14 protein-coding genes and 4 pseudogenes are annotated in these 25,552 nt (G+C 64.1%); 12 read left to right on the top strand and 6 right to left on the bottom strand.

From position 1 onward, the window contains the following. Positions 1-4: 4 nt before the first annotated feature. The gene (locus tag DRB87_RS22840) at positions 5-460 is read right to left on the bottom strand and encodes a MarR family winged helix-turn-helix transcriptional regulator (RefSeq protein WP_130027617.1); all 456 of its coding nucleotides are present in this window, start codon (positions 458-460) and stop codon (positions 5-7) included. Positions 461-693: 233 nt separating this feature from the next. Between DRB87_RS22840 and DRB87_RS22835 the strand changes: the two genes are divergently transcribed. From DRB87_RS22835 to DRB87_RS22805, 7 genes and pseudogenes are all read left to right on the top strand, one after another. Then, positions 694-918 (top strand): hypothetical protein, encoded by a 225-nt coding sequence (locus tag DRB87_RS22835; protein ID WP_130027616.1) that lies wholly within the window; start codon positions 694-696, stop codon positions 916-918. Positions 919-990: 72 nt separating this feature from the next. Continuing rightward, entirely contained in the window at positions 991-2,766 is a 1,776-nt protein-coding gene (locus tag DRB87_RS22830) for a ClcB-like voltage-gated chloride channel protein (protein WP_370363238.1), read from the top strand. Beyond that, positions 2,763-4,768: pseudogene (gene mnmC / locus DRB87_RS22825) on the top strand (bifunctional tRNA (5-methylaminomethyl-2-thiouridine)(34)-methyltransferase MnmD/FAD-dependent 5-carboxymethylaminomethyl-2-thiouridine(34) oxidoreductase MnmC). The gene DRB87_RS22830 and the pseudogene mnmC overlap by 4 nt, the downstream one beginning before the upstream one ends. A gap of 514 nt (positions 4,769-5,282) precedes the next feature. Next, a complete protein-coding gene (locus DRB87_RS22820; RefSeq protein ID WP_130027615.1) occupies positions 5,283-6,488 on the top strand; it encodes a cation:proton antiporter in 1,206 nt (401 codons plus the stop codon). A gap of 3 nt (positions 6,489-6,491) precedes the next feature. Then, complete coding sequence (locus tag DRB87_RS22815) at positions 6,492-7,607, top strand: YbdK family carboxylate-amine ligase (protein ID WP_130027614.1); 1,116 nt, start codon at positions 6,492-6,494, stop codon at positions 7,605-7,607. A gap of 1,437 nt (positions 7,608-9,044) precedes the next feature. Next, entirely contained in the window at positions 9,045-9,686 is a 642-nt protein-coding gene (locus DRB87_RS22810) for a MarR family winged helix-turn-helix transcriptional regulator (RefSeq protein WP_165385397.1), read from the top strand. Positions 9,687-9,847: 161 nt separating this feature from the next. After that, a complete protein-coding gene (locus DRB87_RS22805; protein ID WP_017233866.1) occupies positions 9,848-10,300 on the top strand; it encodes an SET domain-containing protein in 453 nt (150 codons plus the stop codon). Positions 10,301-10,343: 43 nt separating this feature from the next. On the opposite strand, the gene DRB87_RS22800 is transcribed toward DRB87_RS22805, so the two are convergent. Beyond that, complete coding sequence (locus DRB87_RS22800) at positions 10,344-10,649, bottom strand: 4a-hydroxytetrahydrobiopterin dehydratase (RefSeq protein ID WP_017233865.1); 306 nt, start codon at positions 10,647-10,649, stop codon at positions 10,344-10,346. A gap of 289 nt (positions 10,650-10,938) precedes the next feature. Further along, positions 10,939-11,784, bottom strand: coding sequence for a phenylalanine 4-monooxygenase (phhA, locus tag DRB87_RS22795; protein ID WP_130027613.1), 846 nt, complete (start codon positions 11,782-11,784; stop codon positions 10,939-10,941). Positions 11,785-11,925: 141 nt separating this feature from the next. On the opposite strand from phhA, the gene DRB87_RS22790 reads away from it, so the two are divergent. Continuing rightward, complete coding sequence (locus DRB87_RS22790) at positions 11,926-12,417, top strand: Lrp/AsnC family transcriptional regulator (protein WP_017233863.1); 492 nt, start codon at positions 11,926-11,928, stop codon at positions 12,415-12,417. Between the two features lie 149 nt (positions 12,418-12,566). On the opposite strand, the gene DRB87_RS22785 is transcribed toward DRB87_RS22790, so the two are convergent. Beyond that, a complete protein-coding gene (locus DRB87_RS22785) occupies positions 12,567-13,082 on the bottom strand; it encodes an FUSC family protein (RefSeq protein WP_130027612.1) in 516 nt (171 codons plus the stop codon). A 196-nt stretch (positions 13,083-13,278) separates the two neighbouring features. Here DRB87_RS22785 and DRB87_RS22780 point away from each other — a divergent pair. The 4 genes and pseudogenes from DRB87_RS22780 (at position 13,279) to DRB87_RS22765 (ending at position 23,439) form a co-directional block, all read left to right on the top strand. Next, positions 13,279-19,300: pseudogene (locus DRB87_RS22780) on the top strand (alpha-2-macroglobulin). Positions 19,301-19,323: 23 nt separating this feature from the next. Next, the gene (locus DRB87_RS22775; protein ID WP_130027611.1) at positions 19,324-20,049 is read left to right on the top strand and encodes a lysoplasmalogenase; all 726 of its coding nucleotides are present in this window, start codon (positions 19,324-19,326) and stop codon (positions 20,047-20,049) included. Continuing rightward, a pseudogene (gene pbpC / locus DRB87_RS22770) lies at positions 20,033-22,307 on the top strand (penicillin-binding protein 1C). Before DRB87_RS22775 ends, pbpC begins: the two are co-directional and overlap by 17 nt. Positions 22,308-22,467: 160 nt before the next feature. Continuing rightward, a complete protein-coding gene (locus tag DRB87_RS22765; RefSeq protein WP_130027610.1) occupies positions 22,468-23,439 on the top strand; it encodes a delta(1)-pyrroline-2-carboxylate reductase family protein in 972 nt (323 codons plus the stop codon). Positions 23,440-23,509: 70 nt separating this feature from the next. Here DRB87_RS22765 and DRB87_RS22760 read toward each other — a convergent pair. Together DRB87_RS22760 and DRB87_RS22755 are read right to left on the bottom strand one after the other, a co-directional pair. After that, positions 23,510-24,369, bottom strand: a pseudogene (locus DRB87_RS22760) (heme ABC transporter ATP-binding protein). 37 nt (positions 24,370-24,406) lie between these two features. Beyond that, positions 24,407-25,552: an iron ABC transporter permease gene (locus DRB87_RS22755; RefSeq protein ID WP_165385396.1), complete on the bottom strand. Its 1,146-nt coding sequence runs from the start codon at positions 25,550-25,552 to the stop codon at positions 24,407-24,409.

Raw genomic sequence — 25,552 nt, 5'->3', positions numbered from 1 at the left:
GAGATCAAGCGTCGTTGAGGGTGTCTTTGAGCTGAAGAAGCAGCGTGCGCAAGGTCTTTTGCGCGGCATCGGACTGGCCCGTAGCCGCCTGTATTTGTGCGGGCACCTGACGCGCGTCACGACGCAGACTCATCCCTCGTGGCGTAAGATCGATGAACACCTGACGCTCATCCACTTCACCTCGTCGACGCGTCAAAAGCCCCATGGATTCGAGTCGTTTCAGCAGCGGCGTAAGCGTGCCGGAGTCGAGTCCGAGGCGTGCACCAAGCTGATTGACGGCAATGTCGTCCTGCTCCCAGAGCACGAGCATCGCCAGGTATTGCGAGTACGTCAAACCCAATCGATCGAGCACCGGCTTGTAGGCTTTCGTCATGGCAAGCGATGCCGAGTACAGCGCGAAACCCAACTGATCTTCCAGACGCACGGGTGTTTTTTGTGCGGCTTTTTTGTTCACTGCCATTCGTAGACGACTTTTAAAATCTAATTCAATTGCGCGCCATTCTATTTCACCGCGTGGGATGTGACCAGGAGCAATGACAGGTCGCCTTACGGGCCGCATCAGGCGTTTCGGTGGAACGGCACCGGCCCCGCCGCTGCGAGTGAAGGTGCGACGACAGGCTAGGTATGTCGAGCTGCGGGCGGCCGCGCTGACCGTTCGTCGCGCGGCGCCGCCTTCGGACGATGTCGTTGTCGGTGGCAACTGTCACGGGAAACTGTCACGCGCATCCGTTCAAATGTGTTTGCGGCCTCGAAATTTACCTTTATCTGAATAACGCTCAGGTAATCTCCGCGTCGGTCGCGGCCTCTACTCGCGATCGCTTTGAAAAAGTCGAAATCGGCAAATCGATGCGCGCGACAGTGACATTCGATTCGGATGATCAGTTCTCCGTCATCAACGCCCAAAACCCCATTTCCTGAGCATTACTCAGTTTTGTTGCATTAACCCGCCGTCCAGCGGAGCGCTTTCAAAAATGAGCGTCGCTCGATACCATGGGACCCAATTCCGATCACGACAGTCTTTTATCCGTGTCAGCAGTGTCTGCCTGGGCGAAATCGCCCGTCGTTGTGTGGGTGCGGCGCCAGTTCGCCCCGAATACCCTGCAAATCACGTTGCTGCTTGCCGGCATCGTCGGTCTGCTGGGGGCGTTGGCCACCGTGGCGTTTCGCGAAGCGCTCTCGGGATTGCAATTTCTCCTCGCCGGCCACCGCAGCGGCATGGTCGAGCTGGCGCAGGGCCTGAACTGGTGGCAACGCCTGCTGCTGCCGACTACCGGCGGCCTGATCGCCGGCCTGATCCTGCAGTTCGCCACGTTGTGGGTGCCGAAGAAGGGCTCCGACGACTACATGGAAGCCATTGCCATCGGCACCGGTGTGCTGAGCCTGCGCCAGACCCTGGTCAAAAGCCTGTCGTCGCTGTGCTCGGTGGCCTCTGGCGCCTCGATCGGCCGGGAAGGGCCGATGGTGCAACTCGCCGCGATGTTCGCGTCGCTCGTCGGCCGCATGCTCGCCTTCCCGCCCGAGCGCTTGCGCCTGCTCGTCGCTTGCGGAGCGACGGCCGGTATCACGTCGGCGTATAACGCGCCGATCGCGGGCGCGCTGTTCATCTCCGAAATCGTCTACGGCTCGATTTCCACCGCAACGCTCGGCCCGCTGGTCGTCGCCTCGGTCATCGCGAACATCGTCATCCGTCAGTTTCTCGGCTACGAAGCGGTCTACCGAATGCCGCGCTTCGATTTCGTTTCCGGCTGGGAAGTTTTTTTCTACGTTGGCCTCGGCATTCTCGCCGGCGTACTCGCGCCCCTGTTCCTGCGCCTGCTCGACACCGCCAAGCATCGTTTCAGCGCGCTACCCGTGCCGCTGTTCCTGCGCCTCACGCTTGGCGGGTTCATCGTGGGGATACTGTCGCTGAAGGTGCCGCACGTCTGGGGTAACGGCTACAGCGTGGTCAACTCGATCCTGCACATGCATTGGGCATGGCAAGCGCTCGCAATGGTGCTGGTGTTCAAGGTGTTGGCGACCGCATCGTCGGCGGGCTCCGGCGCCGTGGGTGGCGTGTTCACGCCGACGCTCTTCGTCGGTGCCGCGCTCGGCAGCCTCTATGGCATCGCGATGAATGCGCTCGCGCCCGCCGCCGCCTCCGTGGCGAGCAGCTACGCCGTGGTCGGCATGGGAGCGTTCCTTGCGGCAACGACCTATGCGCCGCTGATGTCGATTCTGATGATCTTCGAGATGACGCTGAGTTACCAGGTCGTGCTGCCGCTGATGCTGGCATGCGTGACGGCGTACATCACGGCGCACACGTTACGCGCGGATTCCGTCTACGCGAAATCGCTGCGTCGAAATCAAGTGGCGGGCCGGTGGCTCTCGATGACCGGCGAGGGCAGCGAGATGCGCCTGTCGTCGCTGGCGACGGACAACGACGCCGTCGTCGGCGATGACACGACCTCGGAAGCCCTCGCCGAGCGCTTCATCGCCACCGGCTATCGCAACCTCGTCGTGCGCGACCAAGACGGCCGTCTAATCGGAACGCTTGACGCCGCACGCTGGTGGCGGCGGCAAGCCACCGGCGAACCCGCGTTGTGGACGGAGGCGATCGCGCCGTGCAAAGCCCTCGACGGCGAGATGACGCTGGTCGGCGCGCTGCGCACCGTCGGCAAGTTGCACGTCGACTGGGTGCCCGTGGCGAACGAGGCAGGCGAATGGTTGGGCGTGGTGTCGCTACCGGGACTCATCGAGATCGTGACAGAAGAGCGGGGCGGCGAATGAAGCGTCGCGCAGGCGCCAGTCCCATCGTGCCGGCAGAACCGGCGACCGGCGCCGACGGCACCCCTTGTTCGGCAGTCTTCGACGAGGCCTATCACAGCACCGACGACGCGCTCGGTCAGGTGCGACATGTCTTTCTGGGCGGCAACCGTCTGCCCGAACGCTGGCGAGGTCGCGAGGGTTTCGTGATCGTCGAGACCGGCTTCGGTCTGGGCCTGAATTTCCTGGCCACGTGGGCCGCCTGGCGGGACGATCCGCAACGGCCTGCGCGGCTGCACTTCGTGTCGGTGGAGAAATTTCCGTTCCGGGTGCAGGATCTACGGCATTGTCTCGAGGCGATGCTCGTGCTGCCCGGCATGACGCAACTCGCCCCTCTGGTACAGAAGCTGTGCGACGTCTGGCCAGCCCCCGTGGCAGGCTGGCACCGGTTGGAGCCGGCGCCCGGCGTGGTCCTGAGCGTCGGTTTCGGCGACTTCTTCGATCTGATGCCGTCGCTGCGAGCCGGCGCGGACGCGTTTTATCTCGACGGTTTCACGCCTGAAAAAAACGCCGATCTGTGGACGCCTAACGTCTTCAAGACGCTTGGCCGTCTGGCGCGTGACGGGGCCACGCTGGCGACGCATACCGCCGTCGAAACGGTACGACGTGAGCTCATCGGCGCGGGGTTCCAAGTCGCCCCGCGTGCCGGACACGGCGGCAAGCGAGACATGCTTGCGGGCGAATACGCGCCGCCTTATCGCATGCGGCGTTACGATCCGCCTACCGTGCCCCCGCAGCGCGCCCGTGAGGCGATTGTGGTCGGCGCGGGGATGGCGGGGGCGGCGATGGTGCGGCGTCTTGTCGCCCGCGGCTGGCGGGTGCGCCTGTTCGAACGGGCACAAGCGCCTGGCACGGCAGCGTCGGGCAACCCGGCGGGGGTCTTTCATCCGCAACTCTCGGTTGACGATAACGTGCTGTCTCGCTTGACGCGGGCGGGCTTTCTGTACGCGCTCTCGCAGTGGAGAACGCTGCCGGGTGGGCTGCCCGGGCATGCCGACGGCTTGCTCCAGGTTGCCACGGACGACGATCAGGCGCAGGCGTTGCAGCAACTCATAGCGGCGCACCGGTATCCGCAGACGTACGCGAAGTGGGTTGATGCGGCACAAGCATCGGCGCTTGCCGGCGAAACGATCGCGCGCGGCGGCGTCTGGTTTCCGGAAGGCGGCTGGCTGGCGCCGGCGATGCTCTGCCGGGCCGAATTGGTCGCTGCCGGGCCGTTGCTCGATGCCCGCTACGGCGTGAACGTGGAACGGCTCGAACGCTGCAATGGCCGCTGGACCGCGATCGACGAAGCGGGTGAAGTGTTGGCCGAGGCCGATGCCATCGTTGTGACGGCCGCAGACATCTCCCAGAAACTGCTCGCGCCGTACCTCGCGCCCGAGTTTGTCCCCGTCAAACGGGTGCGCGGGCAATTGACGTTCCTGCCCCCGACATGTTGACCGACCTGCGCGTGCCGGTGTGCGGAGACGGTTACGTAACGCCGTCGTCGCTGGGGGGCACCGGGCCGATCACAGGCGCGACCTACGGCTTCGACGACCCGGCCGAGGCCATACGCGTCACCGATCACCAGGCCAATCTGCGTCGGCTTGCCGCGCTGTTGCCAGCCCATGCGAACACGCTCGGCGATGGGGGGCTGGCGAGCGAGCACGCCGCCGCCGAATTGGGCGGGCGCACGGCGTTTCGCTCCATGGTGCCCGACCGCCTGCCGATGGCGGGGCAACTGCCTGACATGGCTATTCTCGACACGCAACGTCAACAGTTGGGTGGCGGGCATCTCCGAGATCTGCCGCGCCTTGACGGCCTGTATGCCAGCTTCGCGTTCGGCTCTCGGGGCCTGATGTTCGCGTCGTTGTGCGCGGAGCTGGTCGCCAGTCAGATCGAGGGCGAACCGTGGCCACTCGGCAGCGATCTGGCCGACGCCATCGACCCGGCGCGATACCTGATGCACTGGCTGCGCAAAGGCTGACAACGCGCGTGCCCCAACAGGCACGCCGACTTCGCGCGCCGTCGGGCTTGGCCGGATCCTTCGCTCGCCGCCCCCGCTGCCCGCGACCTCGCTATCGCCCATCGACGTTACCCACGTTCCTTCATGACGCGCGGCCCGCGCCCGCCTGCCGTCGTTCTCCGAAAGTGCACGGGGATTTAATAATTCGAATCTGACCCTATAGCGATCGTAACCCCGCCCCATGCGGGGGCGGCACCCCTTCGGGGCTTGCCCCCGTAATTCCTGGCTGAAGGGCCGTATCCCGCCTCCAAGGTGCGCCGTCCCCACTGTTCGGCATCGGGATGAAATGGGTTTGTGCCAGGTCAAACCTCCTGCCATCGAGACACCCGTTTGGAAGCGTCGGAAACCGAGTGTGGCAAAATGGGCCCAACCCTTCGGGTTCGTCGTGCATTTGTTCTTAATCTGCAACCCCGCGCGCGACATTCTTTCCTTTCCACCACTTGATGCGCCGTCAAGCGGCGCAAAGCGAGCATTAATGACGTCGGAACTGTCCCTCTTTCCGGGCTGGCCGCCGACGCCCGATCCCGTTTTCTTCGCCGGGCTGGCATTGGTTTTTGCCGGACTCGCGGGGGAAATTTGTTTCCGGAGATTGCGCCTGCCGCGCATCACCGGTTACGCCGTGGTCGGGCTGGTCGGCGGCACCTTGGGTCTTTCATCGATGCTGGACGCGCAGACGAGTGCAGCCATTCGGCTGCTGATCGATCTTGCGCTGGGCTTGTTGCTGTTCGAACTGGGCAGCCGCCTCAACCTGAAATGGATGCGGGCCAACCCCTGGATCATTGTTACGAGCACGCTGGAGGCTCTGCTTACCTTCTTGGCGGTCTATGTCGTCTTGTGGGTGTTCGGGGTGGCGCCGCTGAGCGCAGTGCTCATCGCCGCCATCAGCATGGCGACTTCGCCGGCCGTGGTGATCCAGCTCAAGAACGAGCTGCGTGCCGAGGGGCAGGTGACGGAGCGTTTGCTGGCCCTGGCGGCGCTTAACAGCGTGTACGCGGTCGTCGCGGTGAAGCTTGTCTACGGATGGATGCACCAGGCGTACCACTCGAGCGTGTGGGTCGTCCTGTTTCATCCTTTGTACCTGCTCATTGGCTCGATCGTGCTGGCGTTCGTACTCGCCAAGGCGTGCAATCTGATCTTTCGCAAGTTCGGTAGCCAGGACCAGCATGCTTTCGTGATTCTCATCGGCTTGATCATGCTGATGGTCGCGCTGGTGCATATGCTCAAGTTACCGAACTCGCTCACATTGCTGCTTGCCGGGATCATTTTCCGAAATCTGGATGAGCGTCCGCAGCTTTGGCCCGCGTACTTCGGCACGGCCGGCTGGTTGCTTGCCGTGGTGCTCTTCGTGCTGACGTCGCTGGCGTTCCGGTGGGAATACGTCGTGATCGGCGGTCTGGCCGCGGCAGCCATCATCGTGGTGCGCGGCATCGCCAAGGTGGTGGGCACGGTGGCCGTGGCCCATCAGGCGGGGATCAGTTACAAGCAGGCCGTCGCGCTCGGGTTGTCGTTGTGCCCGATGGCCAGTCTCGCGTTCGTACTCGTTGCCGACACGTACGACATTTACCCGCAGTTCGACCCGATGCTCAAGGCCGTGGTGATGTGCACGGTCGCATTACTCCAGTTGGTCGCGCCGCTGGTGGTTTATTGGGCGTTGGCCCTGGTCGGTGAACGGAAGGATTAAACCATGTCATTAGAAGCATTCATTCCCTCGAAGCCGTGCACTTTCGGTGTGGAGCTGGAGATGCAGATCGTCAATCGCCACGATTACGATCTGACCAAAGCCGCTGCCGATCTGATGCGGCTCGTGGCCAAGGAGACACACCCGGGCGAGATCAAGCCGGAAATGACGGAAAGCATGATCGAGCTGTCGACGGACATCTGCCATCGACATAGCGATGCGGTCGCGCAGCTGGGCCGGGTTCGGGACGTGTTGGTGGCGGCGAGCGAGCAGCTCAACGTCGGACTGTGCGGCGGCGGCACCCATGCCTTTCAGCGCTGGAGCGAACGTACGATCTACGATTCGCCACGTTTTCACTTCCTGTCCGAGTTATACGGCTACCTGGCCAAGCAGTTCACGGTCTTCGGCCAGCACGTGCACATCGGCTGCCCGGATCCGGACAGTGCCTTGTACCTGCTGCACGCCATGTCGCGCTATATCCCGCACTTCATCGCGCTATCGGCCTCGTCGCCCTATGTGCAAGGTGTCGACACGGGCTTCCACTCGGCGCGTCTGAACTCGGTGTTCGCGTTCCCGCTCTCGGGGCGTGCGCCATTCGTGCTGAAGTGGGAAGACTTCGAGACGTACTTCGACAAGATGGTGAAAACCGGCGTCGTCGAGAGCATGAAGGACTTCTACTGGGATATTCGGCCCAAACCGGGTTTTGGGACGATCGAAGTGCGAGTCATGGATACCCCCTTATCGGTCGGCCGCGCGGCCGCTATCGCCTGTTACATCCAGTCCCTGGCCCGTTATCTGCTCGAGGAGCGTCCGTTTGTGCTGAGCGAGGACGATTACCTCGTCTACACGTTCAATCGCTTCGAAGCTTGCCGCTTTGGGCTGGAAGGGGCTTACGTCGATCCTCAGACCGGCGAGCGCACCACATTGGGGCAGCACATCATGCGCACGCTGGACATCATCAAGCCGCACGCCGCGGTGCTGGAGGCCGAAGCGGCCTGCGAAGAAGTCCGTCAGCTTGTCGCATCCGGCAAGAACGACGCTGTTTGGTTGCGCGACGTCCACAGGGAAGCCAAGTCACTCAACGAAATGGTTCGCCAACAATGCTTGCGATGGGCCGCATGAACTGAGGCCTTGGCCGACGGGCCGGACTGGGTACCGTCGGTATCAGGACCCGATCGTTGTTATGCGATCGGTGTGAGGAACCCCGCCTTGGCGGGGTTTTTTCTTGCCCGTACGTTTTGCAACCTCCGGCACGCGCTACCGGGGAGCAAGCGTTTCCGTTTAGTCCCACCTACGACGCCCCGTGCCGTGTCCCTGAGCCGTTGGCCGAATCGTGCCTCGCGAGCGATGCGTTTTCCACGATTCAGGCTGAGCGCGTTTTGCCGCTTTTGCGTCGCCCATAGCAAGGTTTTAAGGTTTTAATAGGTTTACTGTATGTATACATAGTAGTAGTTAACAAAGGCGGCCCACTCCTGTGGATAACCACAGTTAACGTTGAGTAAACAGAAAGTTGCCCGAATGAGAACTGGATGGAAAAACAGCGGGTATCCCAAGAACAACTCGGAACAGTTTTTGGCCTTGTGGAAAGATTCGCGAGTTATCCCGAACCCATGCACAACCAGTCCGACAGGTTATCCAGAAAGTTATCCACAGGCGCCTAAATATTGTGCAAGACACCCTCGAAAACGGGGTTTTGTGGATAATTTTGACGTTCCTGCGTTAGCCGAACGGTTCGCGGATACAATCTCGCCACTTTGAAATGTGACTTGGCATGCGTGGTGCAAGAAGTGAAAGATGCTGGTTTTGCTGAATGTAACGAGCGAGATCGCTGGTACTGTCAAATTCTTCAATTGGCGTGTCCGGAAGGGGCCTCCCGCGGACACGTTGCCCCGCACTTCCCTCCAGTTTCCTGCGCAAAACCTCCCTCGGCGATTGGCGATTTACGGTCGCGTTTCAAATGATTCGCGTGTCGTTGGACGGTTGCTACGAAACGCGGGGCATCGGGTACGCTCGCGTTCCACGTCGGATGGCGCCGAAATGTCTCGAAAATCGAGTGGATTTTCACAAGATCGTTGTTCGCGATGGTGGCCCGTGGGTGGGATCGATAAGGTCTGCGAGCCATGTCTGGCGAGGCTTTGCCGATGTGCGGGGAGATCGTGCGGGATGCGAGGCGGTTCTCAACGCCCGTTGCGGGCGACGCCTGTTCGATCTGCCGCGTAATTGGCATGGGATGCGAAATGTTTTTCCCGATTTGATCCTTCGCAAAGCGAGTGCGCAGGACACCAATATTTTGTAAACATCTTGAGTAGGATTTGGGAGATCAGTACAAGAACTGATACGCCAAAATCAAACTCAGAACACACAATGGAATCGTGGTGGGGCGGTGGGTTCAACAGCGACTTGCCGTCGCGTATCGACACGGAAGTGGCTTAGGGTTTCCCCCGGGCGGGGCGCCGACATGGATGAAAGGCAATGACGAGACGTGTGATGCACCGCCCGTAAGTTCATTTGACAAGCTGTTTTACTGACGTATAGTTTTTAGAAATCCTAACGAAAATCATGGCTACTCCGACCCCACTAGATGAAGCGCTGTCCAAGCGCGTGACAGCAGGTTTGTTGCGCATGGGAACCGCGTTACGGAGCCACGCCTGGGAGGGCGCGGCAATGGCTGGATTGACGCCGACGCAGGGCGAGATTCTGACGCTCTTGCTCTCGCGTGGCGTGCCGATGCGATTGGGCGAAATTGCCGAGGATGCCGCACTCACATCGGCCACGGTCAGCGAGGCCGTAAGCACGTTGGAAAACAAGGGCCTGGTCGAGAAGCGTCGCGATGCGAACGACGGCCGTGCCCTGGCGCTACGTCTGACCGCGCGCGGAAAGACGGCAGCCAAAAAGGCGTCGCAATGGCCGAACTTCCTGACCACGGCGTCGGAATCGCTGGGCGAGAAGGAATGTGCCCAACTCTACCGAACGCTTGTCAAACTGATCTTCACGATGCAGGAGCGGGGCGACGTACCACCGCAACGCATGTGCCTGACGTGCAGCCACTTCGAAGTCTCGGCGCGCGGCAAAGGCCAATACCACTGCGATCACTTCAATGTGACGTTTGACGATTCGCGCCTGCCGCTGGACTGCAACGCGCACGAGGACGCCGACATCGCCATGCAGCGCAAAGTCTGGAAGCTGTATAGCAAAACCTGAGCGGCTGACCGGCATTCGTCACGCGCAGGCGGCGCGAGCCAGGGGGAGAACGTCATTCGGTACCGGGTGACGTTTTTTTTCGTCGACGCTTGTCACGCACATGAGTGTCGCCTGCCTGTACACTGCGCTTTTTTGCATCCACGAAACCTCATCGCACAGAGATGGCAGCCAAGCGCAGAATCGAAGTCAGGAAGTCCGGCGTCCACGGTAAGGGGGTGTACGCGCTCAAGCGTCTCAAGAAAGGGGATCGCGTGATCGAGTACAAGGGCGAGATCATTTCGTGGCGTGAGGCCTTGCGCCGCCATCCTCACGATCCGGCCCACCCGACGCACACCTTCTACTTCAGTCTGGAAGACGGACGGTGCATCGACGGCAAGGTCGACGGCAACAACGCCCGCTGGATCAACCACGCCTGCTCGCCCAACTGCGAAGCGCGTGAAGAGGGCGAACATGTCTATATCTATGCCGTTCGCGACATCGAGCCTGGCGAAGAGTTGTTTTACGACTACGGTCTGGTGATCGACGCGCGCTACACGGCAAAACTCAAACGCGAATACGCTTGCCACTGCGGTACCAAGGCGTGCCGTGGCACGCTGCTCGCGCCGAAGCGCTGAGCGCGTCGGGCGTTACCCGCGGCAGCAAGCGCGCAGCGGCGGGTCAGTTGGAGGCGCGATCGCCTGCGAACTGGTCGATGGCCACTGCCAGATCGACATCGCGTTGGGTCAAGCCGTCGGCGTCGTGCGTCGAGAGGGTGATGTCTACCCGGTTGTAGACGTTGAACCACTCTGGATGGTGGTTCATCTTCTCGGCCTTGAGCGCGACCTGCGCCATGAAGCCGAAGGCCTCATTGAAGTCGTGGAATGTGAAGCTGCGCTGGATGGCGTCGCGTCCGACCACCTGGTGCCACTCTGGCAGCACTTCGGTCAGGCTGGCGCGTGCCTCGGAGGAGAGTCGTGTTGTCATGGCATTCCTTTCAAAGCGTTCAGTGCAAATCGGGCCAACGGGCATGCACCGACGCCGGCATGGCGTCAGTGATGGCTGCGTACGGTGTCAGGAGGGTTGTCGGCTGGGCCGCGCGCAGCGCCCACGAAGCGGCAGGGTTGCCGGTTCATGCGACCTATTGTTTCACAGGCGAGCTGGGCGTGTGCGTGAGCCCTGTCCTATAACGCGAAGGGTCGCGACATAAAACCGGGCGCCAGGAGGCGTCGATCGGCAGGCCGCGGCGAGACCCGGGGCGAGCCAGGCCGTGCCATCATGCCGGCAACAGGATAGGCGTGTCGTCGGGGTTGCGGGCGTTGGCCTCGAATGCCGGCTGCTCGGCAAACGTCTTGAACAGCGTCGGCAGGTCGGCACGCATGGCGTCGAACAGTTGGGCGAAGTCGTCGATTACGAAGTACGTCTGCTGGAATGTGTCGATGCGGTATTGCGTGCGCAGTACCCGCTCGAGCGAAAATCCGAGCCGATTCGGCGCGCGCGAGGTCAGCGAGAAGTCGGTTTCGCCGCGGCTCGAGACAATTCCGGCGCCATAGATGCGCAGGCCGTCGCCGTCGCGCATCAGGCCGAATTCGACGGTGTACCAGTACAGACGGGCGAGCAACGGGAGCGCCCCCAGCGATTGCGCGAGCTTGCCGGCTTTGCCGTAGGCTTGCATGAAATCGGCGAACACCGGATTGGCGAGCAGCGGCACGTGACCGAAGACGTCGTGAAAGCAGTCGGGCTCTTGCAGGTAGTCGAGCTGGTCGGGACGGCGCATCCACCACGTCGCCGGGAAGCGGCGGTTTGCGAGATGCTCGAAAAAGACGTCGTCCGGCACGAGTCCGGGTACGGCAACGACCTGCCAGCCGGTCGCAGCCATCAGTTTTTCGTTCAGGTGTTCGAACGCCGGCACGCGACGCGCGTCCATGTCCAGGGCGCGAATGCCGTCCATGAACGCATCGCAGACCCGGCCAGGCAGCATCGCCGTTTGACGTTCGTAGAGTTGCTGCCACACCGCGTGATCGACCGCGCCGTATTGATCGACGGGTTGTTCAATGGTGAAGTCGGGCCGGGTCGTGAGACCGGCATCGAATTGCTCTCGGAGCATGGCAGTAAGGGACATGATGCGAACGACTCAATCAGGCAGTGGCAGTGATTGAAAGTGTAGTGCGCATGGCATGCGAAATGGGCGCATAATGCGCCTGTGGTGAAAGTCGTTTGCATAAATTTCGCATAAAAATGTGATTTATTGCGGAGAATCGTCATGCTTGTTCTGGATCACTTCGATTTGGCTCTTCTGGACGCGTTGCAGAAGGAGGGGCGCGCCACGCACCATCAGTTGGCGGAGCACGTGGCGCTTTCCGCGTCGCAGATAGGCCGCCGCCTGCAGCGGCTCGAGGCTGAAGGCGTTATCGAGGGATATCGTGTGGTGCTGCGACCCGAGGCGTTGGGCCTGGCCGTGACGGCATTCACGACGTTGCGCCTGCAACATCATGGCGATCAGGTCATCGAACGTTTTCAGGCGGAAATCGATCTGTTGCCCGAAGTGCTCGAGTGTCACGCGGTGGTTGGCGAGGCGGATTACCTGCTGCGCATCGTGGTGCCGGATCTGAATGCTCTGTCGGCCTTCGTCATGAAGCGGCTGATGCAGGTGCCGGGCGTGGAGAACGTGCGCTCGAACATCGTGCTCAGCGCTTTCAAGCGCAGCAATGCGCTGCCGCTGCACTATCTGGCGAACCGACAATCGTCTCGCTGAGCGGGTGCGGCGCCACGCCGCCTCGCATCGCTATTTTCCTTTCCTTTGCCGGATGTCCCGGCATGTCCCTGCGCGCTTGGGGCAGGCGTTCGCTTGTCCGATCGATGGATCGGACAGCCAGCCGTTTGCGCGGCCTTATGTTCGACGGCTCAGTCAGTGGGCATCAACCAGGGCTTCACGTAGCGTCCGTAGACTAGCGACTGAATGAGCGCGACAGTGGAGCCGATCAGCACTTCGATCACGCGCAACATGGCGAGGCTGAGCTCTTGATGCAGCCCTTGCCCCTGTCCGCTCAACGCTGCCGACATCAGGATGACCACCGTGGCCGGGCCCAGACGCCAATTGGCCGGATAGTTCTGCACCAGCATTGCAGCCAGCGTGGCCAGCGTGATGCCCACAAGCATGGCCGCCAGCCCGGGCCCGAAGACGAGCAAGACGATGCACGCGATGACGGCCCCGGTAATCGTGTTGATCGAGCGCGCCTTGAAGTTGCTGCGCGCCTGCATCGGGTCCGGTTCGGTCACGATGATGAGCGAGATCATTGCCCAATAGGGCTCTGGAAAGCCTGCCGCCCGCAGGCCGAACCAGACGATCAGCGAGCCGCTAAGAATCTTCACCAGATAGACCAGTGCGTTCTTCTTGGGGTGGAGAATGGCTAGAGACATGACGCGCCCACGTTGCGAACATGGAAAGGTGCCAGTGTGACATAGGCGAATCCTGGAACCCAACCCAGAAGATTCCGCCTCGGTCGAGCGGCCGATCCGAAATGCGGTTTCCTGATGGGCATGGCAAGGGAAACGGTTCGAAATGCCAACGACTGCGGGGTAGAATCGCCTGACCAGAACTCGGGAGGAGACCGGCATGCAAAGCCGAACGCAACGCGTCTGGCCGGCCGCGCCGTGGGTGTGGGCGGTGCTGTGTCTTGGTGGGTTCGCCGCGTCGCCTGTGCAGGCGGCTCGCGTCACGAGCGTCAGTCCGCAAGGAGAGGTCGCGAGTGTGGACCAGGTCGTCGTCAAGTTCGACGAAGCCATGGTGCCGGCGGGCGATCCGCGCGCGCAGGCGCCAGCCGCAGTGAAGTGCACCGACACGTCGCTCGCAGGCGAGGGCCACTGGCTCGAACCGAAGATCTGGGTCTACGATTTCAAGTCGTCGCTGCCGCCGGGTGCGAAATGCTCGGTGGAGCTGCGCGGCGGGTTGTCCGCCGTCTCGGGCGCCGCGCTGTCGGGCACCACGCGTTACGCGTTCAACACGGGCGGCCCGGCCGTCACGTCCATCCGTCCGTCGTACGGTCCCATCGACGAAAACCAGATCTTCATTCTTACGCTCAATGGCGCGGCGCAGCCCGCCAGTGTGATTCAACACACCTGGTGCGAGACGGAAGGAGTTGGCGAGCGCATCGGCGTGAAGGGAATCGAGGGCGACACGCGTTCGGCGTTGCTCAAGCGTTTCAGTCTGGAGAAGCAGGCAGCGCGTGTCGTCATGCTGCAATGCAACCGAACGCTTGCGGCGGGCGCCAAGATGCACCTGGTGTGGGGCGCGGGTATCACCACGCCATCGGGCGTGCCAACGACGCAGGCGCGACGTTTTGAATACGATGTGCGTGACCCGTTCACGGCCAGTTTCAGTTGCGAGCGCGAGAATGCGAACGCGCCCTGCACGCCGTTGCGGCCACTGCGTCTGACGTTCAGCTCGCCCGTTGCGCGCGACATGGCGGCCAAGATTCGTCTGCATGGCGCGGGTGCCGAACGCTCGCCGATGTTCAGCGATTCGGATCGCACGTCCAGTGTGAGCGATGTCACGTTCAACGCGCCGTTCCCCGAGAAGGCCGATTTGACGATCTCGCTGCCGAAAGGATTTACGGACGACAGTGGCCGAGCGCTCGACAACGCCGGCGAATTCCCGTTGAAGACGAAGACGGCGACGATGCCGCCGCTGGCCAAGTTCGCGGCCGCGCCGTTCGGTATTGTGGAGCGCTTTGCCGAGCCCGGCATGCCGCCGATGCTGCCGGTCACGCTGCGCAAGGTCGAGCCGGCGCTGCAGATCAACGGGCTGGGGGTGGCTGGCGAGGCCGCCAAGACCGGCGGGAGCGGGCGCACCCTGCAACTGCGGGTCGACGACGACGCCGAGGTCATGAACTGGATGTCGCGCGTGCGCCGATTCGACGAAACGACGATGACCCGCAAGCAGATTGCGCAGGAGATGCCGTCGATACTTACGGCCCCGGCGGCCAATGTGGCGTTCGGGCCGAATGCCGCGGTGATCGTCGAGGACAAGATCACGCGTTATGACACGCGCAGCCTGTCGTTGCTCTCCGGATGGCCTGGCGTGCAGGCGCTGACCCTGCCCGTGCCCAAGGAGAAAGATCCTCGCCCGTTCGAAGTGGTCGGCATTCCATTCCAGAAGCCCGGCTTTTATGTCGTGGAGTTGGCCTCGCCATCGCTCGGGGCGGCCCTGTTGGGCAAGTCGTTGCCGATGTACGTACGCACGACGGTGCTCGTCACCAATCTTGGGGTGCATTTCAAGATGGGCCGCGAGAATGCCATTGCGTGGGTGACGACGCTGGACAAAGGCCAGCCGGTGGCCAATGCGAAGGTGCGAGTGCTCGATTGCGATGGCAGCGAAGTGGCGAGCGCCGTGACCGACAAGACGGGCGTGGCGAAGATCGACAAGTCGCTCGAGCGATACCGGTACTGCGAGAAGACGATGCGCTCGGGGTACTTCGTGGTCGCCCGCACGCAGGGGAGCGATCCCGACATGGCGTTTGTGTCTTCCGACTGGGATCGCGGCATCGAGCCCTGGCGGTTTCATGTGCCGACCGACGGTGGCAGCAGTCCCACCGTGCGCGCGCAGACGGTGTTCGACCGCGTGCTGTTCCGCGTTGGCGAAACGGTGTCGATGAAGCACTTCATCCGTCAGGAAACGATGCAGGGGCTGGCCCTGCCCGCGAGCTTGCCGTCGCAGTTGACGATCACCCATCAAGGGTCTGGACAAACCTACACGCAGCCCATCAAGTGGCGCAACGGACGGCTCGCCGAAAACACTTTCCAGATTCCGCAGGGCGCGAAGCTTGGCGAGTACGCGGTGACGCTCGACTACACGGAGGCGGATTCGCGTCCGAAGTCGTATCCATCATCGCTCGACGCGGGGCACTTCCGCGTGGAGGCTTTCCGTCTGCCGGTGCTGGCCGGATCGATTGGTGTGCGCGATGCCGCGACGTCACCGCTCATCAACAAGACCGAAGCCCCGGTGAATGTGCAGGTGAATTACGTGGCGGGTGGCCCGGCGGGCAACTTGCCGGTGCGCGTCTCGGCGTTGCTGCGCGTGCGAGACATGACCTTCGACGGGTACGACGATTTCAGCTTCACGCCGTACCGTCCGCCGTCGGCGCAGTCGGGGCCGATGACGAGGATCAGGGCAATGACGAGAGTGCGGGAGCGAGCGATCAGAAGCTGGTCGCCGACAAGCAACGGCTTGTGCTCGACAGAAACGGTGCAGGTAATCTGACGCTCAAGGATTTGCCCAAGGTTGACCGTCCAAGCGATCTGGTGCTCGAGGCGAGCTTCGCCGATCCGAACGGCGAGATTCAGACGCTTCGCGGCAATGCCACCTTGTGGCCGGCGAATCTGATCACCGGCGTGCGCAGCGAAAGCTGGGTGTCGGTGACCCACAAGCTTCCGGTGAAAGCGCTCGCGCTCGACCTGCAGGGCAAGCCCAAGGCCGGGGTGGCGATGGACGTGCGCGCCGAGGCGCGGATGACCACCAGCAGCCGCAAGCGCATGGTGGGGGGGTTCTATGCGTACGACAACCACACCGAGGTCAAGGATCTCGGCACGGTGTGCAACGGCAAGACGGACGAGCGCGGTTTGCTGGCGTGCGACGTCTCGCTCTCGCAGCCGGGCGAAATTACGCTCGTGGCACAGGCCAAGGACGACAAGGGCAATCTGAGTACGTCGACAACGAGCGTGTGGGTGACGGGACGCGGCGAGGTCTGGTTCGGCGGTGACAATACCGACCGGATGGATGTGCTGCCGGAGCGCCGGGCCTACGAGCCGGGCGAGACGGCCAAGCTTCAGGTGCGCATGCCGTTCCGCTCGGCAACGGCGCTCGTCGCGATCGAGCGCGAAGGCGTGATCCAGACGCGCACGATGGAGATCTCCGGCAAGGACCCCAGCATTTCGCTCAAGGTCGAACCCACCTGGGGCCCCAACGTTTACGTGTCGGTGCTCGCGGTGCGCGGTCGAATCCATGAAGTGCCCTGGTACTCGTTCTTCCAATGGGGCTGGAAGCAGCCGCTGGAATGGTTCCGGGCGTTTTGGTACGAGGGCCGGGAGTATCAGGCCCCGACGGGGCTGGTGGATCTGGGCAAACCGGCCTATCGCTTCGGCTTGACCGAGTTGCGTGTGGGCACGGCGGGGCAGCGTCTTGGCGTGGAAGTGAAGCCGGACGCGGCGACCTACCCGGTGCGCGGTCATGCCAAGGTGCGCATCAAAGTCACGCAGCCGGACGGCAAGCCGGTCGTGGCCGGCACCGAGGTTGCCGTTGCGGCCGTCGACGAGGCGCTGCTGGAGCTGGCGCCGAACACCAGCTGGAATCTGCTCGATGCCATGTGGCAGCGTCGCAGCTACGGCGTGACGACGGCCACCGCACAGATGGAGATCATCGGACGCCGCCACTACGGTCGCAAGGCCGTACCAGCGGGCGGCGGCGGCGGCAAGAGTCCGACGCGCGAGCTGTTCGACACGCTGCTGCTGTGGCAACCGCGCGTCGTGCTCGACGACAAGGGCGAGGCGAGCGTGGACGTGCCGCTGGGCGACGCGCTGTCCAGCTTCCGCATCGTGGCGGTGGCCGATGATGGCAGGCCCGGCGCGCAGGCGCTTGGCTGGTTCGGCACCGGGACCGCGACCATTCGCACCACGCAGGATCTGCAATTGATCTCGGGCTTGCCGCCGCTGGTGCGCGAGGGCGACATGTATCGTGCCCAGTTCACCGTGCGCAACACCACACAACATGCGATGCAGGTGCAGTTGACCGCACGCGCCACGCAACTGACCCTGGCACCGCAACGGATTGACGTGCCGGCCGGCGAATCGCGTGAAGTGACGTGGGACGTGACGGCGCCTGCCGGACTGGCGGACACGCGTGCCCAACGCGTTTTGTGGGAAGTCAGTGCACAGGCACCGGCGACGGGCACGGCGCCCGCCGCGAGCGATGCCATCAAGGTCGGGCAGGACATCCAGCCTTCGTTGCCTGCGAGCGTCCAGCAGTCGGTGCTCACGCAGGTCGAAGGCAGTCTGACGCTGCCCATGGCACCGCCGGCGGGCGCGGTGGCAGACAGCACCGGAACGTTGCGCGGCGGGGTTCGCATCAGCCTGCAACCGCGTCTGTCGCAGGGATTGCCGGGAGTGAAGCGCTGGTTCGAGGTCTATCCGTACGGTTGCCTGGAGCAACGGGCGTCGAAGGCGATCGGCATGCGCGACACTGCGCAGTGGAAACGGGTGATGGGCACGCTGCCGTCGTATCTCGACGACGACGGGCTGGCGAGTTACTTCCCGCCGCAAGAGGGCTTCGCGAATCAGGGCAGCGATACGCTCACTGCCTATCTGCTGGCCGTAAGCAGCGAAGCGAAGGCGCTCGACCCAGGCTATGCCTTGCCGGACGACGCGCTGGCACGCATGGAGGACGGACTGACGGCGTTCGTCGAAGGGCGCCCCACGCGCCGCTTCTGGGCCCCGCGTGACGACCTGACGTTGCGCAAGCTGAGCGCCATCGAAGCGTTGTCCCGGTACGGCCGGGCGAATGCACGCATGCTGAGTTCGCTCACCCTCGCGCCGAACGACTGGCCGACGTCTGCGGTCATCGACTGGTACGCGATCCTGCAACGGTTACCCGACGCGCCCCAGCGTGCCGAGCGCATGGCGCAGGCCGAGCAGATCCTGCGGGCGCGTCTGTCGTATCAGGGAACACGTGTGGGGTTCTCCACGCAGGCAAGCGACGGGCTCTGGTGGCTGATGGTCGGCCCCGAGACCAACGCGGCGCGGCTGGCGTTGCTGATGAACGCGAACCCGGCATGGAAGGACGAGATGCCGCGTCTCGTGATCGGCCTGCTGGGACTGCAGTCGCGCGGGGCCTGGTCGACGACCACGGCGAACGTCTGGGGGGCCTGGCCGTGGATCGATTCTCGGCGCGATTCGAGCGCGACACGCCATCGGGGCAAACGGCGATTCAGTGGCAGCGAGACAACCAGACGAGCGGCAGCGTGCAAACCGTCGTCTGGGACAAGCTCAAGGCGGGCACCGTGCCGCCGGCCGTGTCGTTGCCATGGCTGAGCAACGCGGCTGCCGCAAAGGACAGCGCGCGCGATGTATTGCGCCTGGATCAGACGGGCGCCGGCAAGCCTTGGGCAACGATCCAGAGCCTGGCCGCCGTTCCGCTCAAGGCGCCGTTCTCCGCCGGCTATCGCGTGACGCGCAGTGTTCAAGTGCAGGACGCCGCCGATCGTTCGGGCGATCGCTTCGTGCGCGGCGCGGTATTGCGCGTGCGTCTGGATATCGACGCACAGGCCGACATGCGTTGGGTCGTGGTGAGCGATCCGCTGCCTGGCGGGGCGACAGTGTTGGGCGGCGGGCTTGGACGCGATTCGGTCATCGCCACGCAAGGCGAGAAGAGCGAAGGCGCCACGCCGGCTTTCGAGGAGCGCGCGCAGGACACCTACCGTGCCTACTACGATTACCTGCCGAAGGGGCAGCATCGGATCGAGTACACGGTACGTCTGAACAACGTCGGCACGTTCGCGACACCGCCAACGCGGGTCGAGGCGATGTACGAACCGGCGATGTACGGCGAGACGCCTAACGCGCCGGTGCAAGTGGTGCCGGCGAAGTAATGACGAATGGGGGGCGCACTGTCATGACGTCGAACTTCTTTGACCCGGCGGCGGCGCTGCCACGAGAGGCGCGCCGCTTCTGGTGGCTGGCTGCGATTGCGGGCGCCGCCTATGCGTTGGCGTTGCGCGGCGCACCTTATGCCGACCAGGGCATTGCCAAGGTGCTGTTGTGTGCCTTGTTGTTGTTCGCGGCGCTTTACCACCGGGTGCCGCGCGAGCGGGTGTGGCTTTGCGCGGCGCTGATCTTGTCGGGCGCGGGTGACGTGCTGCTCGCCTCGCCGACCTTGGCACAAGGTTTCATTCTGGGCCTGGGCGCATTCCTGCTGGCCCATCTCGCGTATTTCTTGTTGTTCTGGCGCTTGCGGCGCCCCTGGGCGAAGGTGCCCGGCTGGCATCGCGTCGCCATCGTGCTGGTGTGGGCGGCGGCGGCGCTGGCTTACGCGATGTACTGGCCGGGAATGGGGGAACTCAAGGCACCGGTGGCGTGCTACGTGATCGTGCTGGCGATGATGGCCTCGGCGGCGCTGCTGGCCGACCTGCCGGGCGAATGGGCCGCCGTCGGCGCGCTGCTCTTCACCGTCTCGGACGCGCTCATCGGCACCACGCGCTTCGTGGGCCCCATCCTGGCACAGGAGTACGCCATCTGGATTCTTTACGCACTCGCGCAACTGATGCTAGCGGCCGGCATCCTGGCAGTACGTCCTGCGGATTTGTCGCAACCGGGTGAGATGCATGTGCGCCGCGACTGAACATCGGGGCTGGGGCGTTGGCCGTCAGGTCGTGTTGAGCGTTGCGCTGACGCTCGGCGCATTTCTGTCCCCGGCACCGGCGCACGCCGTCCCGTCGTTTGACGAGGTGCATGGCGACTGGCGCGCGTCGGACTGGATTCTGCTGGATCGTCGCGGCATTCCCTTGCAGCGCCTGCGGGCCGACATGCAGGCGCAACGCGGCGACTGGGTAACGCTCGCCGATGTCTCGCCCGCGTTTCGCGAGGCGTTGATCGTTTCCGAGGACAAGCGTTTCTATGAGCACAGCGGCGTAGACTGGCGCGGCGTGGCCGCCGCCGCGTGGGGCAACCTCTGGCATACGCGCACGCGCGGCGCCTCCACGCTGACGATGCAGTTGGCGGGGCTGCTCGACGACGATTTGCGACCGAGTACCCGCAATCGATCCGTTTCTCAGAAGATCGGTCAGGCGGCAACGGCGTTGTGGCTGGAGCAGCGCTGGCGCAAGGATCAGATTCTCGAGGCATATCTGAACCTCGTGCCGTTTCGGGGCGAGCTCGTCGGCATCTCGGCCGTCTCGCAAACGCTGTTCGGCAAGTTCCCCAGCGGACTCGACGCCCGCGAATCGGCGTTGGCCGTTGCGCTGCTGCGCGCGCCGAACGCGCCCGCCGCGCGCGTGGCGCAGCGCGCCTGCGGCATTCTGCGTGACATGAGGCAGGCGTCTGACTGCAACGGCCTCGATGGCTACGCGCAACTCGTGTTTTCGCGACCGGCAATCGTAATGACGACGCGCGATGCCGTTGGCCTTGCGCCGCATTTCGCGCGTCGAGTGTTCAGCGCGAGTCGTCCGCCCGCGGGCACGCGAATTCTCAGCACGCTGGACGCGAATCTCCAGCGCATGGCGGTGACCACCTTGCAGCAGACGCTGCGCGAGCTGGGCACGCCGGGACGTTCGCGCAACGTGCAGGACGGGGCCATTGTCGTCATCGATAACGCGAGCGGCGATATTCTCGCCTGGGTCGGTTCCTCCGGGCCATTGTCGTCGGCGGCACAGGTCGATGGCGTCACATCGCTGCGGCAGGCCGGCTCGACACTCAAGCCATTTCTTTATGCCCAGGCGATTGCGGAGCATCGCCTGACGGCAGCGTCGCTCCTCGACGATTCACCCATCGATCTGCCCACGGGGGCGGCCTGTACATTCCGCAGAACTACGATCATCACTTCAAGGGGTGGATCAGCGCGCGCACGGCGCTGGCCTCGTCGCTGAACGTGCCGGCCGTGCGCACGCTCGTGATGGTCACACCGCGCCGGTTCGCTCAGACGCTCGTCTCACTGGGCTTGCCGCTCACGCAAAGCGGCGACTTCTACGGCTACAGCCTCGCGCTTGGCAGCGCCGACGTGACACTGCTCACGCTCGCGAATGCCTATCGCGCGCTCGCCAACGGAGGCACCGCCAGCGGCGTGAACGAGCGCATGCCGGAGTCGGTACGCCCGCGTGCTGGTGACGTCACGAAAGCGCGCGCGAAAGAGGTGATGCCCACGACCGTCTTCTCGTCGCAGGTCAGTTTCATCGTCTCTGACATGATCGCCGACCGGCAGGCGCGCACCCGCACGTTCGGGCTCGACAGCCCGCTCTCGACGCGCTACTGGACCGCCGTGAAGACGGGCACCAGCAAGGACATGCGCGACAACTGGGCCGTCGGATATTCGCGGCACTATACGGTCGGGGTTTGGGTGGGCAATGCCGACGGCGCGCCGATGTGGGACGTCTCCGGGGTGTCGGGTGCCGCACCGATCTGGCATCGCCTCATGGACTATCTGCATCGACGCACGGCGAGCCTGCCGCCCACGCCGCCGCCCGGACTCGAACATGTGGCTGTGCAGTACGCAGAGCGCGTTGAACCTGCACGCGACGAGTGGTTTCTTCCCGGAACGTCGCAGCGCACAATCGTGCTGTCCTCGCTCGCGACCAAAGCGCCCGGCGGACCACTCTGGCGAATTGTCGGGCCCCCGAGGGCACGATCGTGGCACTCGATCCGGATATTCCGCCCGCGAACCAGCGCCTGTGGTTCCAGGTGGCCGCCGCGTGGCCTAAGGGGGCGGCGTGGCGACTCGACGGCAAGCCGCTCGCGGGCCGTGCGCGCGTGGGCTGGTTGCCGTGGCCGGGGCGTCACACGCTCGAACTCGTCGACGCTGCCGGGGCGGTGCGTGACCGCGTGCACTTCGAGGTACGCGGTGCGACGCTCGACGATGGCAAGCGCATGCGCAATGCGAGTCGATGAGCGTATGCGCGCGAGGTCGCGAATAATTTTTGAAGCAACAGACGCGTTCACGCGATGCAGGCTACACTGAAATCAAACCTGCTAATGCGTGACGCCATGTGACGGCGACGAGAGCGACCCCTCTCGCCAATGACGCGCGCCCCGGAGCGGAGACATATCGATGATCACGCTGGATGCGCGTCAAACCGCACAGTTGTTGCCGTACCCTCAGTTGGCCGACGGCATCGAGGCCATGCTCATGGAGATGCGCGCGGGCACCGCGCGCGCGCCCGCGCGTCTGCATTTCGCGTTGACCGAACCGGAGCGCGGCCGCCGTGGCGGCGTGCTGCTGGTGATGCCCGCCGCCAATCGCGATGTCGCGATGACCAAGCACATCACCGTGCATCCGGAGAATTGCCGTGCGGGAAAGCCTTCCATCATTGGTGAGGTGATGGTGTTCGATCCGCATACCGGAGAGCGATTGATGTTGCTCGACGGGCCTACCATCACCGGTCGACGCACGGCCGCCGTGACGCTGTTCGCCGCCCGCAAGTTCGCGCCGCGCCCCAAGGGACCGGTGTTGATCGTCGGGGCGGGGGTGCAGGCGAGGGCGCACCTGGAAGCGTTTGCCGCAGGCATGGGCACGCGTCATTTCATGATCTTTTCGCGCAGCGCGGAGCGCGCCCACGCGCTCGCGGAACACGCCGCGTCGCTCGGCGTGGAAGCCACCGTGGTCGACGCGGTCGAACCGATGCTGAACACCGTGAGCATCGTGATTGCAGCGACCACCAGCAGCGAGCCTGTGCTGCCCGATAGCGACGTGCTGCGCTGGCGCGACGACATCTTTGTCGCGGGCGTCGGTGCGTTCCGTCCGGACATGCGCGAGTTGCCGCCGCAGTTGTGTCGCGACGCCGCCGTGCGCGGTACGCTCGTCGTCGATACCTGGGAGGTCAAGCACGAAGCCGGCGATCTGCTGCATGCGGCCATCGACTGGGGACGTGCCGCACCGTTGCTCGACGCCATCATCACCCCCGATCGCTTCCGTTCGAGCGGGCCGGTGATTTTCAAGAGCGTGGGCTACGCCCTGTGGGATCTCGCCGCCGTCTTGTGCGCACGCGCGAATCTCGCAAAGGACGGCGTGCCGGCCGCCTGAGCGGTCTGACGCCGGTGGGATGAACGGGGTTGGGCCCAGGTCGCGCCGACGCGTGAACCGCGTGGCGTGTTCACGCGGGCAACGCGAAGGGCACGCTTGCGGAAGCGTCTTTGAGCCTTGGATAGCCGGGCAATGCCTCAGGCGTCATCACGTGCACCGGCAAGCCGAGCGTTGCCTCGATGAGGTCGGCGCGCATCACGTCGCGAGGTGTCCCTGCTGCAAGAATGCGTCCGTTGGCAAGCAACGCCATACGGTCCGCGTGACGCGCCGCGAGGTTGACGTCGTGCACGATGGCCATCGCACCGAAGCCCCACGTTGCGGCAAGCTCGCGCGTGAGCGAGAGCAGGTGATGCTGATGCGCGAGGTCGAGCGCCGCCGTCGGTTCGTCCAGCAGTAGATAGCGCGGCACCGACGAGGCCGAAGCCTCGTCGTCGGGCCATAGCTGCGCAAGTACTCGCGCAAACTGCACTCGCGCCCATTCCCCGCCAGACAAGGTCATCACGTCACGGTGCCGTAGCGGCAGCGCCCCCGCGCGTTCCAGCGCGAGCGTCGCGATTTCCGTATCGCTCGCGACGGTCTTGCCGGAGGCGTCCCGTCTATGCGATCTCGGGTAGGGCAGACGCCCCATCGTCACGATATCAAGCGCGCTGAACGGAAACGCCAACTGCGCCGTTTGCGGCAGTACGGCACGCAAGCGAGCCAACGCCGCCGGGCGTATTGCGCGAGCGGCGCGCCGTTCAGCGTGATGTCGCCGCGCATGTGCGTGCGCGCGGGCAGCGGATCGCCGGCCATCGCCTTGAGCAATGTGCTCTTGCCCGCGCCGTTGCGGCCAAGCAGCACCAGCAGTTCGCCGGGACGGATGTCGAGCGACAGGCCGTCGAGCACGGGCGAATCGGTGTGGGCAATCGTGAGGTCGTGTGCACTGAGCATGGCGATGTCCTGTTCTATCAGACCGGATCGGTGAGCGTCATAGCCCAAACTGTCCGCGGCGTCGCCACAGCAGGATCAGGAAGAACGGCGCGCCGAGCAGTGCCGTGAGAATGCCCAACGGCAACTCGGCCGGCGCCACCCAGGTGCGCGCGACCAGATCGGCAAGCAACGTCAGGATCGCACCGAAGAGCGCGGCTGCCGGGAGCACGGCGCGCGGGTCGGGCCCGACGACCAGTCGCACGATATGCGGTGCGATCAGGCCGATGAATCCGATCATGCCGCTCGACGCGACCAGCGCACCGACGCACAGCGCGCACGCCACCATCACTCGACGCTTGACCGACTGCACGGCGACGCCGAGATGCAACGCCTCCGCTTCGCCCAGCAACAAGGCGTTCAGCGAGCGGCACTGTGTGGCGAGCGCGACGATCCCCAGCGCGACCGGCCATACAATCACGCCGAGCATCGGCCATTGCGCGCCGCCGAGACTGCCGAGCGTCCAGAAGGTGAGCGTGCGCAACTGCGTATCGTCGGCGAGGTAGGTGAGCAAACCGATGGCCGCCCCCGAGACGGCATTGATCGCAATGCCGGCGAGCAACAGCAACGGCAGGGCGAGGCGACCGCGTCCCGCGGCCAGACGGTAGACGAGCGTGGTGATGCCAAGCGCACCGACGAACGCCGCCACCGGCAGCAGCCACAAGCCCAGCGACGCCGCGAGCGCCGCCGGAAGCAGAACACCGCCGAGGACGATCACCCCTGCCGCGCCCAACGCCGCACCGCTGGCCACGCCGATCAGTCCGGGGTCGGCGAGCGGGTTGCGGAAGAGAGCCTGCAACGCGGCGCCGGCGGCGCCGAAGCCCGCGCCGACCAGGATACCGAGCACGATGCGCGGCAGGCGAATCTGCAACATGACGTTGCGTGCCTGGTCCTGCGCGAAGTCTCCTGTGGCGCCCCGGAACAGTACGGCAATCGCTTCTCCGGGCGCGATGCGATAAGCCCCGCCGCACAGCGCGGCGAGCACCGCGACGGCGAGCAAGGCGGCCAGCGCCGTCATGACGCACCATCGTGGCGGGCGGCGTCGCACCGTGCCGGTGTGATGCGATGTGGCGGCAACGGTCGTGGGCCGACCCGCTTCAGATGGGCGTGAGGGCAACGACTTCGGTAGCGCAGGCGCGGCTGACAT

Origin of the sequence: Pandoraea sp. XY-2 (assembly GCF_004193915.1) — a bacterium.
GTDB classification, from domain to species: domain Bacteria; phylum Pseudomonadota; class Gammaproteobacteria; order Burkholderiales; family Burkholderiaceae; genus Pandoraea; species Pandoraea cepalis.
The sequence above is the reverse complement of the archived record's forward strand: the minus strand, read 5'-3'. Positions and strand labels throughout refer to the sequence as shown.